Source organism: Novosphingobium sp. 18050 (assembly GCF_902706195.1).
GTDB lineage: Bacteria > Pseudomonadota > Alphaproteobacteria > Sphingomonadales > Sphingomonadaceae > Novosphingobium.
The window spans coordinates 273,736-285,844 of the sequence record NZ_CACSJO010000002.1; the positions used below are offsets into that span (position 1 = coordinate 273,736).

At 66.7% G+C, this 12,109-nt stretch carries 8 protein-coding genes; 5 read left to right on the top strand and 3 right to left on the bottom strand.

Annotated features, from left to right (window positions below):
- Nucleotides 1–936, top strand: coding sequence for an ABC transporter substrate-binding protein (locus GVL61_RS03830; RefSeq protein WP_159977148.1), 936 nt, complete (start codon nt 1–3; stop codon nt 934–936).
- Between the two features lie 123 nt (nt 937–1,059).
- Nucleotides 1,060–3,603 (top strand): TonB-dependent siderophore receptor, encoded by a 2,544-nt coding sequence (locus tag GVL61_RS03835; protein WP_159977150.1) that lies wholly within the window; start codon nt 1,060–1,062, stop codon nt 3,601–3,603.
- Nucleotides 3,604–3,607: 4 nt separating this feature from the next.
- On the opposite strand, the gene GVL61_RS03840 is transcribed toward GVL61_RS03835, so the two are convergent.
- Entirely contained in the window at nt 3,608–4,504 is an 897-nt protein-coding gene (locus GVL61_RS03840; RefSeq protein WP_159977152.1) for a nucleotidyltransferase family protein, read from the bottom strand.
- Between the two features lie 164 nt (nt 4,505–4,668).
- Here GVL61_RS03840 and GVL61_RS03845 point away from each other — a divergent pair, with 164 nt between their 5' ends.
- The 3 genes from GVL61_RS03845 to GVL61_RS03855 all read left to right on the top strand — a co-directional run bounded on the left by GVL61_RS03845 (nt 4,669) and on the right by GVL61_RS03855 (nt 9,530).
- Nucleotides 4,669–6,636 carry an OPT family oligopeptide transporter gene (locus GVL61_RS03845; RefSeq protein ID WP_159977154.1) on the top strand — a complete coding sequence of 656 codons (1,968 nt, stop codon included), beginning with the start codon at nt 4,669–4,671 and terminating at the stop codon, nt 6,634–6,636.
- Between the two features lie 63 nt (nt 6,637–6,699).
- Nucleotides 6,700–8,334 (top strand): NAD(P)/FAD-dependent oxidoreductase, encoded by a 1,635-nt coding sequence (locus GVL61_RS03850; RefSeq protein WP_159977156.1) that lies wholly within the window; start codon nt 6,700–6,702, stop codon nt 8,332–8,334.
- Nucleotides 8,335–8,342: 8 nt separating this feature from the next.
- On the top strand, nt 8,343–9,530 hold the full coding sequence (locus GVL61_RS03855; protein WP_159977329.1) for an NAD(P)/FAD-dependent oxidoreductase: 1,188 nt from the start codon (nt 8,343–8,345) through the stop codon (nt 9,528–9,530).
- Nucleotides 9,531–9,597: 67 nt separating this feature from the next.
- On the opposite strand, the gene msrA is transcribed toward GVL61_RS03855, so the two are convergent.
- Together msrA and GVL61_RS03865 are read right to left on the bottom strand one after the other, a co-directional pair.
- On the bottom strand, nt 9,598–10,266 hold the full coding sequence (msrA, locus tag GVL61_RS03860; protein WP_159977158.1) for a peptide-methionine (S)-S-oxide reductase MsrA: 669 nt from the start codon (nt 10,264–10,266) through the stop codon (nt 9,598–9,600).
- A gap of 76 nt (nt 10,267–10,342) precedes the next feature.
- Nucleotides 10,343–12,103, bottom strand: a complete 1,761-nt coding sequence (locus tag GVL61_RS03865) for a hypothetical protein (protein ID WP_159977160.1) — start codon at nt 12,101–12,103, stop codon at nt 10,343–10,345.
- Nucleotides 12,104–12,109: the final 6 nt, after the last annotated feature.

The window sequence follows — 12,109 nt, forward strand, 5'->3', positions numbered from 1 at the left end:
ATGATCGACAGGCGTAACCTGGTTGCAGGAATTGCGACGACGTTTGCCCTGGCCGCTTGCGGCCGGGGCGGCGGCGGTGAAGGCGTGCTACGCGTGGGCAGCCAGAAGGGCGGCACCAAGGCGTTGATGCAGGCCTCCGGCGCGCTGGACGGAGCGCCGTACAAGGTCGAGTGGTCCGAATTCCCGGCCGCGCAGAACCTGCTGGAGGCGATCGGCAGCGGGGCGGTGGACACTGGACTGGTCGGCGATGCGCCGTTCCAGTTCGCCTATCAGGCCGGCAGCCCGATCAAGGCCATTGGTGCGCAGACGACGCAAGCGCGGGTGCCCGGCGCCATCGCGCTGGTCGTCCCCGGTGTCTCGCCGATCCGCGATGCCAAGGGCCTGAAGGGCAAGCGCATCGCCACCACGCGCGGCAGTGTGGGCCACTACCTGCTGCTGCGCGCGATACTTTCGGCAGGGCTATCCGCCAGGGACGTGACCACCGTGTTCCTGGCCCCCAGCGATTCCCGCGCGGCGATGCAGACCGGCGCGGTGGATGGCTGGTCGACCTGGCAGCCTTATGTCGCCACCGCGTTGGCCGAGGGCGACCGTATTGCCGTCGACGGGCGCGGCCTGACGCAGGGCTATGGCTTCGACATCGCCTACGAAGGCGCGATCCGCGACAAGCGAACATTGCTCGCCGATTTCCTCAAGCGTGAAGCGAAAGCCCTGCAATGGGCGAACGGGCATGTCGACGACTTCGCCCGCGTGCTCTCGCAGGAAACCGGCCTGCCGCCCGCGATCGCGCGCGAGATGGCCAGTACAGGCGGCCGGCTTCCCGTGCCCATCGACCTGCAGGTCATCGAGCGCCAACAGGTCGTCCTCGATACCTTCCGCAAGTTCGGCGAAGTGAAGGCTGACCGCCCGGTAAAGGATGCCTTCGCGCTAAGCGTCTAGACGCAGGTGACGGGAAGTTCTGGCTCAAGAAAAACTTGAGAGACGATAAGGGATATCAATTTCTACTAAATTGGTAGACATGTCATTGAGGCCGGATTCACTCCATAAAACCGGGGGCCTTTGGTGAAAGTTTTCAAGTTTTTCGCGCTGACCACGAGCGTTTCCCTGATCCCCTTCTGCACAGTCCATGCGGAGGAAGCGGGCAGGGCCGTACCGCTGCTCGCCGCCAATGCGGCGACGGAGGCGGCCGACGCGGACGGCGGCGCCATCATCGTCACCGGCGCGCGTGGACAGGCGCAGCGATCGGTGGCGGACAGCCCGGTCCCGGTCGACGTGATCGGCCCGGCAGAACTGAAATCGACAGGGCGCACCGGCCTCAAGGAAATCCTGGGCAACATCATTCCTTCGCTCACCATGCCCGCGCTGGGCGGCGGCGGCACGTCGGCAAGCGTGCGGCCCATCTCGATCCGGGGGCTTTCGGGTGACTACGTGCTGGTCCTCGTCAACGGCAAGCGACGGCATACGACTTCGCTGATCAACAACCTCTCTCGCATCTCCGGCGGCTCGACCCCGGTGGACATCGACCTCATCCCCACCAGCGGCGTGGGGCACATCGAAGTCCTGCGCGACGGTGCGGCCGCGCAATATGGCTCGGACGCGATCTCGGGCGTCATCAACATCATCCTCGACGATACCGCGCGTGGCGGCGACCTCTCGCTCACCGGAGGGCAGCAATATGCGGGCGGGGGCGAATTGGTGCAGCTTTCCGGCTCCTACGGCGCCCCCTTGGGCGACGGCGGCTTCCTGCGCCTTTCGCTGGAGGCCAAGTACCACGACCGCGCCAAGTCGGCGGCCGAGGCAATCCCTTATCTCTACCCGCTGGTGAACGGCCAGCCCGACCCGCGCGAGGCCGGCGCCGACCATGTGATCGCCGGGGGCTATGGCCGCTCCAATCGCGACAAGATCGTCAACACCGGCTACAATGCAAAGCTGCCGCTGGGCGAGAATACCACGCTCTATTCGTTCTCGACGGTAAGCTACCGCGATATCAAGGACGCGCGCGGCGCTTCGGTTGCCGCTGCCACCGGCTATGGCGGGCAGGCCAACACTCAGGGCGCTTCGGTGTTGCCGCAGATATACCCCGGCGGCTTCCAGGCCTATCGCCGCATTCGCGAGTGGGACTATCAGGCCGCCTTCGGCATCCGCTCGCAGCTGGCCGGATGGGATGTCGACCTGTCGACCAGTTATGGACAGGACAACGTCAGGCTGGGCGCGGAGAACACGCTCAACCCGTCGCTCGGGCCGAACAGCCCGACCAGCTTCTTCATGGGCCGCCAGAAGCAGGACCTGTGGGTCAACAACCTCGATGTCAGTCACGAATATGAGGTAGGGTTCGCCAAGCCGCTCAACCTGGCCTTCGGTGTCGAACATCGCTGGGAGCGCTTCCAGAACATCGCGGGCGAGCCGGACAGCTACCGCGACGGCGGCTATAGCATCCCGGCTGACGGCACGCCGTTCGGGCTGCTTTACGGAGGGCGTTCGCCTTCGCCGGGCCTCGTCTCCTTCACCGGCACCTCCCCGGCGGACGAAACCAGCCTTAGCCGCAACAATCTCGCCGCCTACGTCGATCTGTCGACGGACGTGACGCGCGGCTGGTTCGTCGGCCTCGCGGGCCGCTTCGAGCATTATTCCGACAGCGCCGGCAATACATTCAGCGCTAAGGCATCGACCCGCGTCGAACTGGCGCCGGGCCTTGCCCTGCGCGGCGGCGTCAACACGGGCTTTCGCGCGCCGTCTCTGGCGCAGACGGGGTTCTCCACCACACAGAACACCGTCACCGTCATCGGTGACGAACGCGTGCTGACGGTCTCGAAGTTCCTGCCGGTCAACAGCGCCGCGGCGCTGGCGCTGGGGGCAAAGCCCTTGAAGCCGGAGAAGTCGCTCAACTTCACCGCAGGCATTACCTATGAAAGCGGGCCACTGCGCCTGACCATCGACGCTTACCAGATCCGCATTGACGACCGTATCGTGAAAACCGAATTTCTCGGCACCGCGTCCAACGGCGGCGCGGCGATCAAGGCGATCCTGGAAGACAACGGCGTCGAGGACGTGGACAGCGCGCAGTTCTTCACCAACGCCATCGATACCCGCACGCGCGGCGTGGACGTAGTGGGCGAATATACGCTCGATACCGCGTCCGTCGGCACCTTCCGGCTGAGCGCGGCATACAGCTACAACAAGACGAAGATCCTCAGCGTCATCGACAACCCTTCTGAGCTGAGCAGCCTCAACGTTACCCTGTTCGGCCGCCAGGCACGGCGCGACCTTGTTGCCGCGACGCCGCGCAGCAAAGTGGTGCTGACCAGCAACTGGTCGTCCGGGCCGGTGAAGGTGCTGGCGCGCGCCACACGCTACGGAGGCTATACGGAGTCCAGCAACGTCGCCGCCTCCGACCGTTCGTTCGGGGCCAAGTGGATCGCCGATGCCGAGATCGGCTATCAGCTGACCTCGGCGCTGGACCTTGCGGTGGGCGCCAACAACCTGTTCGACAGCTATCCCGAGAAGAGCGGCGCCATCGCTTTCGACGGCTCTGGCCAATACGGCAGCTTCGCGCCCTTCGGGCTCAACGGCGGGTTCTATTATGCGCGGGTGGGGGTGAAGTTCTAAACGTTTAGCCCAGGGCCCGCCACGTCTCCGCAGGCTTGTTCGGGGCCGCGCCGGCCAGTCCGGCGCGCGCTTCCAGGAGCCGTTCGGCCAGCGCATGGGTGTTCACGTCGTCGACGTCGAGCGCCTGGGATCCGTCCTCCAGCACCACTGGCGTGATACGCAGGCCCAGCCGGGTGGAAACGCGGGCCATGGCATCGGCGAGTGTCACCGCCCGCAGTCGCAGCAGCACCAGATTGACGAAACCGAAGGCGCGCATCACCCGCCAGGCATTGCCCGCGAACTGCCCGCCGCCGCGAAACACCTGTGCGGCGGCCAGCGCCGCCGGTCCGGCCACGGCATAGAGGTTGCAGCTGGCATAGGCGTCGTCGGCGAATTCGTGGAACAGCAGCGCGTCGTCCGGGTTGGCGCTGCGCACGGTTTCGCGCGTGGCCATGGCGACGGCGACCTCTGCCCCGCCGGTAGCGCCAAGCGCTTCGATCATGGCGTCGATCGATCCGGCGGAAAGCAGGGCATGGTCGGCTGTGGTGATGAGCAGCGGGCCGTCCCAGCCTTGCGCTGCCGCCTGAACGCTGTCGACGATGTTCTCGCGCGCTTCCACCAGCTTGACGATGCCGCGGCCGGGAAGCTGCGAAAGCACGTCGAACAGGCCGTCGAACGCCTCGCGCTCTACCGATACGGCCAGGCTTTCGACTGCGGGATGGAGCGCGGCGATCTGCAATACGTGGGCCACCAGCGGGCGTCCGGCCAGTGGGATCAGGCAGCGGTGCGACATGCCGAAAGCCTGCGCGAGCGGGTCGGCGCCGGCTTTTCCGCCGGCGAGCACGATCACCCGCAGCGGCGCTGCGCCGCTTAATGCACCCGCCGGGTTCGACCCCGACACAGATCGCGTCGATTTGTCCATGGTCGGCCCTTATCCGGGCGGGATGTGACGGGGGCGTGAAACAGGCGAAACCTTTTTGCGGTGCAGGCAAAAAACGCGCTGTGCCGCTCGTGCGATTTGCGCTGTCGCGATCCTTGCCGCCATGCCAAGAACGCCGGCAAGTTTAGACAGGCAGGCAGGACACGATGGCAGGCGAAACGGTACAGGCACAGGCAGGGGCACGCTCCGCCAGGGAGCTGACTTTCCGCGCCGTCGTGCTGGGCGGATTGATTACGCTGCTGTTCACCGCCGCCAACGTCTATCTGGGCCTCAAGGTCGGGCTGACGTTCGCCACCTCGATCCCGGCTGCGGTGATCTCGATGGCGATCCTGCGCGGTTTCCGCGATTCGACGATCTGGGAGAACAATATCGTCCAGACCGTCGCCAGCGCGGCGGGCACTCTGGCGGCGATCATCTTCGTGCTGCCGGGGCTTGTCATGATCGGTTGGTGGCAGGGCTTCCCCTACTGGACCACCGCCGCGATCACCGGCACCGGCGGCATCCTGGGCGTGCTGTTCTCGGTGCCGCTGCGCCGGGCGCTGGTGGTCGATACACCGCTGCCCTATCCCGAAGGCCACGCCGCCGCCGAAGTGCTGCGGATCGGTTCCGGCTCACGTGAAGGGGCCGAGGAAAGCGCCAAGGGGCTGTCGGTGCTGATCTGGAATTCGCTGGCCTCGGTGGGCTTTGCGATCCTGACCCAGACCCGCCTTGTAGCGGGCGAGGCTGCCGTGTGGTTCCGCGCCGGTTCGGGCGCGACCGGCATTTCGGGCGGGCTTTCGTTCGCGCTGCTGGGCGTCGGGCATCTGGTCGGCCTCTCGGTGGGCATGGCGATGTTTCTTGGCCTTGCCATCGGCTGGTGGGTGCTGCTGCCGATCCTGACCGCGCAGAACCCGCAAGCCGGCGACGTCGCAGCGTGGGCCGGGAGCGTCTTCTCCGCCGACGTGCGCTTCTTCGGCGCGGGCGTGATCGGGGTTGCCGCAGTGTGGACCCTGCTGCGCATCGCTGGGCCGGTGGTGGGCGGCATCCGTTCCGCCATGGCCGCCAGCCGCGCCCGCCATTCGGGCGAGGCGCTGGCGCTTGAGGAGCGCGACCTGCCGATCTCGGCGGTGTTCTTCGGTTCGCTTGCGATGCTGGTGCCGATCGCGATCCTGCTGTGGAGCGTCATAGTCGGCGGCCCGCTGGAAGGCAGCGAAGTGGCGCTGATCGCGGGCGCGGTGGTGTTCATCGTCGTCTTCGGGCTGATGATCGCGGCGGTCTGCGGCTACATGGCGGGGCTGATCGGGGCATCGAACTCGCCGGTTTCGGGCATCGGCATTCTCTCCGTCGTCGCGGCATCGCTGATGCTGGTGGGCCTTTTCGGCCGCGAGCAGGGCGCTGCGACCACCGAGGCGCTGGTCGCTTATGCGCTGATCGTCACCGGCGTGGTCTTTGGCGTAGCGACGATCTCGAACGACAACCTGCAGGACCTCAAGACCGGCCAGCTCGTCGGCGCAACGCCGTGGAAACAGCAGGTCGCGCTGGTGATCGGTGTGATCTTCGGTTCGCTGGTGATCCCGCCGGTGCTGGACCTGCTCAACACCGCCTTCGGTTTCGCCGGGATGCCGGGCGCCGGACCCAACGCGCTGCCCGCCCCGCAGGCCGCGCTGATATCCTCGCTGGCCAAGGGCGTGCTGGGCGGCGATCTCAACTGGACGATGATCGGCTGGGGCGCTGCGGCCGGGGTGGTCTTCGTGATTCTCGACGAAGTGCTGGGCGCGCTTGGCAAGCTGCGCCTGCCGCCGCTGGGCGTGGGCATCGGCATTTACCTGCCGATGGCCGCGATCCTGCCGGTGGTCATCGGATCGGTGCTGGGCCATTTCTACGAAAGCTGGGCCGGGCGCCGCAAAGACCCGGAATTCGCGCTGCGCATGGGCGTCCTCACGGCAACGGGCCTGATCGTGGGCGAGAGCCTGTGGGGCGTCACTTTCGCCGGGATCGTCGCTGCATCGGGCAGCGACGCTCCGCTGGCGCTGGTGGGCGAGGGCTTCGAAGTTCCGGCGCTGGTGGGCGGCACCGCGCTGTTCTTTGTGCTGACGGCGCTGCTCTACCGCCGGACCTGCAAGCTGGCGGGTTAGGGCAGCGCGCGCGCCTGCAAGCGGTGATGGCGCTGGGCGGCATGAATGTATAAAGGCGCTGCGATGCTTCGCCTGACCGATCTTGCCCTGCCCCTCGACCACACCCCCGCCGACCTCGACGCGGCAGTAGTCGCCCGCTTGGAAATAGCGCCCGCCGACCTCGAACGGGTGACCGTGGTGCGCCGGGGCAACGATGCGCGGCGAAAGAACGCGATCAAGCTGATCTACTCGCTCGACGTCGAGGTGCGCGATGAGGCCGACGTGCTCGCCCGCTTTGCCGGTGACCAGCACGTGCGGACGACGCCCGACACTGCTTATAAATTCGTCACCCGCGCGCCGCAGGGTTATGCGGGCCCGCGTCCGGTGGTGATCGGGGCGGGGCCGTGCGGCCTTCTTGCGGCGCTGGTGCTGGCGCAGATGGGCCTCAGGCCGATCATCATCGAGCGCGGCAAGGCCGTGCGTGAGCGGACCCAGGATACCTGGGGCCTGTGGCGCCGGTCGCAGCTGAACCCGGAAAGCAACGTCCAGTTCGGTGAGGGCGGGGCAGGCACTTTCTCCGACGGCAAGCTCTACAGCCGCATCAAGGATTCGCGTCATCTGGGCCGCAAGGTCCTGACCGAATTCGTCAAGGCCGGCGCGCCCGACGACATCCTGACCGAGGCGCACCCGCATATCGGCACCTTCCGCCTCGTCACCATGGTGATGTCGATGCGCGAGACGATCGAAGCGCTGGGCGGCGAATACCGCTTCAGCACCCGCGTCGACGACTTCGCCATCGAGGAAGATGCGGACGGCGGCCGCTACCTCAAGGGCCTGCACCTGTCGGACGGCACGTTTCTGGAAACCGGCCACGTCATCATGGCGGTGGGCCACTCCGCGCGCGATACGTTCGAGGTGCTTCACGAACGCGGCGTCCATGTCGAGGCCAAGCCCTTCGCCATCGGCGTGCGCATCGAGCATCCGCAAAGCTGGATCGACAAGGCGCGCTTCGGCCCCTGCGCCGGCAATCCGATCCTTGGCGCGGCGTCTTACGCGACCTCGTATCAGGCCGGTAACGGACGCACCGTCTATTCCTTCTGCATGTGTCCGGGCGGGCGCGTGGTGGCATCGTCCAGCGAGGAAGGCGGCGTCGTCACCAACGGCATGAGCCAGTATTCGCGCGCCGAATTCAACGCCAACTCCGGCCTCGTCGTCGACATCACGCCCGAGCGCGATTTCCCCGGGCACCCGCTGGCGGGCATTGCCCTGCAGCGCAAGTTCGAGAAGCTGGCCTTCACGGCCGGAGGTTCCACCTACAAGGCGCCGGGCCAGAAACTGGGCGATTTCCTTGCAGGCCGCGCTTCCACGCAGCTGGGCGATGTGACCCCCAGCTATCAGCCGGGCGTCCACCTCACCGACCTTGCGCAGTGCCTGCCGGACTATGTGGTCGAGGCGATCCGCGAAGCGCTGCCAGTGTTCGGCCGGCAGGTGCCGGGTTACGATCACCCCGACGTCATCATGACCGGGGTGGAGACGCGCACGTCCTCGCCGGTGCGCTTCACCCGCGGCCGCGATTTCCAGAGCCTCAACACGCGCGGGCTTTACCCGGCGGGCGAAGGCGCGGGCTATGCCGGGGGCATCCTTTCCGCCGCCGTCGACGGTATCCGCGTAGCCGAGGCGCTGGCGCTCGACCTCGTGCCAGTAGAGGCAGCCGCGTGACCTCTGCCATGAACGAATACGACGCCATCATCCTGGGTGCGGGCGCCGCCGGCCTGTTCTGCGCGGCCACCGCCGGCCAGCGCGGCAAGCGGGTGCTTCTGCTCGACCATGCCGACCAGCCGGGCAAGAAGATCCTCATTTCCGGCGGCGGGCGGTGCAATTTCACCAACCTGCACACCGCGCCCGACCGCTATCTGGCGAGCAATCCGCACTTCGCGAAGTCCGCGCTCAGCCGCTACACTCCGGCGGATTTCCTGGCGCTGATCGAGGCTTACGACATCTCCTGGCATGAAAAAACGCTGGGCCAGCTGTTCTGCGACGGTTCTGCAAAGCAGATCGTCGCGATGCTGCTGGAGGAATGCGCCAAGGGCGATGTCACCGTCCACTGCGGCGATGTGGTCGGCGGTGTCGAACATACCGATGGGCGCTACCGGGTCGATTACGGCCAGCACAGTGCGAGCGCTCCGGCGCTGGTGATCGCCACCGGCGGCCCGTCGATCCCCAAGATGGGCGCGACGGCCTTCGCCTATGATCTTGCGCGTCAGTTCGGGCTCAAGGTGGTGCAGCCGCGCCCGGCGCTGGTGCCGCTGACCCTGCCGGGCGAGGAAGCGCTGTTCCGCGACCTGTCAGGCGTTTCCACCGAAATCGTCGTGCGGTGCGGCCCCGGTGCGGCAAAGGCACCCGCGTTTCGCGAGGCGGCACTGTTCACTCACCGCGGGCTTTCCGGCCCTTCGATCCTGCAGATTTCCAGCTACTGGAAGCGCGGCGATACCGTTACCGCCCAGTTCGTGCCGGACCGGCCCGAGGGTTGGCTGAAAGCCGTGAAGCGCGAGCGGCCTCGGCTTTCCTTCCGCAAGGCAATGGGCGATGGCCTGCCCGAACGGCTGGCCGATGCCCTGTGCGAACGGCTGGGCATCGAGGGGGAGATCGGCAATCTTTCCGACAAGGCTTTGAGCGCGGCCGAGGCGCGGCTGGCGCGCTGGCCGTTCATCCCGGATGGGTCGGAAGGGTTTGCGAAAGCCGAAGTCACCGCTGGCGGCATCGACACCGCCGAGCTTTCATCAAAAACGATGGAAGCGCGCAAAAGCCCGGGGCTCTATGCGATAGGCGAGGCGGTGGACGTTACCGGCTGGCTGGGCGGCTACAATTTCCAGTGGGCCTGGGCGAGCGCCCGGGCAGCCGGACTGTCGATCTGATCCCTGTCCGTCATTGCGGGCGTCGCGACGCGCCGCTTGCAATGACAGCGCTCAATGGCGCGGGACATTACCGATACAGCGCTGGCCAGGTCGTGCGCAGTGCCGCCAGCTTGGGCGCGTCGTAGCGGCGGATGTAGCTGTTATCGGGATTCCTGCGCAGGAAATCCTGATGATAGCTTTCCGCCGGATAGAAGGCGCCCGTCTCGATCTTCGTGGCGATTGGCTTGGGGAAGGCCTGCGCCTTGCCGAGCGCGGCGATGTAGCTGGTAGCGACCTCGCGCTGGGCGGGGTTTTGCGGGAAGATCGCCGAGCGGTAGCTGGGGCCGACATCAGGGAACTGGCGGTTAAGCTGCGTCGGATCGTGGCCGACTGAGAAGAACACCTTGAGCAGGGTGCCGTAGCTTACCTGCGTCGGATCGTAGACTACGCGCACGGCTTCGGCATGGCCGGTCTTTTCGGTGGAGACGGCGCGGTAATTCGCATCGGATTTCCCGCCCCCGGCATAGCCCGCCGTTACGGACTTCACACCGCGAACATGTTCGAACAGGCCCTCGATGCCCCAGAAACAGCCACCTGCCAGCACGGCGACCTGATCGCCCTTGATCCCGGCTTTCTCGGCGGGGGGGGCAGGGAAGGCGGCGGCATTTGCAGGGGTGTCGGGCCAGGTGGCTACGGCGGCCGCGCCAAGGCACAGGGCGGCGGTCAGGGCGACAAGCGGTAAGGGTCGGATCGGCATGAGGCACTCTCCAGTTTTCCACTATATGAGTAGGGGTGTACCGGAGCGTGGATGAGTGAAGCGTGAACGCCCGCGCCTAAAGCGTTTGCAGTATCGCCTGTCGTCCTTCACCCTTCCAGTCGAGCGTGGCCTCCAGCAGTGCCACCGTGGCGGCGCAGCGGTGGGCGTCGCTGCTCTTTCCCTGCATGGCGAGGCCGACTTCCTGCTTGCTCAGCTTCGTCGCGGCGATCACCTCGGCCACCAGTACGCCCGGAACACTGGCCGAGGAACCTTCGAGCTTGTCGGGCACCTTGAGTAGCCCGCGCGATGCAAGACTGGCGTAGAAAGCGCGTTCGGTCCCGCGCACTTCGAGAGGGACCAGCGTGGTCGGCGGGGGGGAAGCGGAGGTCATCATTATGTGGCAGGCGAGGATGCTGTCGGCCTGCGCGGCCTTGAGAAGGGCGAGGCGCAGACGCATCGTCGTCTCGAAATCCTCGCCGTCGAGATGGCGGCCGACGAGGTAGGCCCGCCCCCGGACGATGTCGAGGCCCCGCTTCATGCTGGCGGTGAGGTCCGCCTTGCCATCCGGCGTGAATTGGGCGCTGTCGGCCAGCTTGGCCGCGAGTTCGGGCTGATGCTGGCGCAGCCATTCGGCGTCATGGGGTAGCCCGAAGACGTCGGCGACCGTCGCGGCGAGGGCCTGCGCGCGCGCATCGGGTCCGCTGCCCCTGGAATCACCAAGACTGACCAGGAAGCCGAGGATGATCAGTCCGGCCAGGACGATCGTTCCGGTTACCCAGCTATTGCCGCTTTCCCACGAGGTAATGCGCTGTGCGTCGAGCCGTTCCTCCAGCTCCGGAAAATGCTTGCGAATGCCGGCGAGCAATCCGCGCACATCGGCCCCGTTGGCGCGCAGGTGGCGCAGCGGACCGGCTTTGCCGGGGCGGGCCAGTTCGGCCCAGGCCTTGTGATAGCGGTGGTCCTTTTGCTGGACCTTGCGTTCGAAGCGGTAGCCGCGAAGGCGCGCGCCAAGGTATTCGATGGCAGGGCGCGCGTCGATCTTGCCCCATTCGCGCTCCCATTCGAAGGCGGCGGCGGCATCTTCCAGCAAAGGCGCACTACGAGGCCAGGCATTGGCCAACAGTCCCGCGAGCCAGGTTTCCACCTCGCCCTGTCGGCTGATGTCGGACATGTGGACGGTTTCGAGGACCTCGGCCAGCAGCGTTCGGGCGCGGGCTTCCTCGTCGTCATCCATCGGGGAAAGGTCGGGGGCATCGACGTCCAGCATCGTAGCGAGCAGGGTGAAGGGGGACTGTTCCGACTTCTGCCCCACCGCCGCCGCGTTCTCGAAGCCGTCGAGCAGGGGTACGGCGAAAGGATAAGCACCGCCCGGCGCGGGAGCCTCCCGGTTGGCGGTTTGGCTGGATGCGGCAGGTTCAGGCGATACACGGCCCAGCAGTTCGTCGCCCTGCGGTTCGGCGGGGCGGGCCGAGAGTGCGGGGTCTGCCTGCCATTCACCGGCAAGCGTTGGGGCGCCGTGCGGCCATTGCGGTGCCAGCGGCTCCGGTGTTGCAACAGATTCGGGCAGGTCCTGCTGTGCTTGAGGGGCCACCGTTTCAGGGACTGGCTGCCAGTCGTGCTCAAGGTCTGGCTCCGCCGCCTGCTCCGTACCCGGCGGCGGCATCGTCCTGGCCAGGCGCAGCGCAGCGTCGCGGGCACTTCGCAGCTGGGCGTAGCCTTCGACATCGCTGTCGAGGTCCATCGCCTTGATACGGGCGGCATAGGCGCTGCGCACGGCCCTGGCATCGCTGGTCGCCGCTATGCCCAGCAGCGCCCATGGGAAGCCCCGACTGCTCATAAGCCC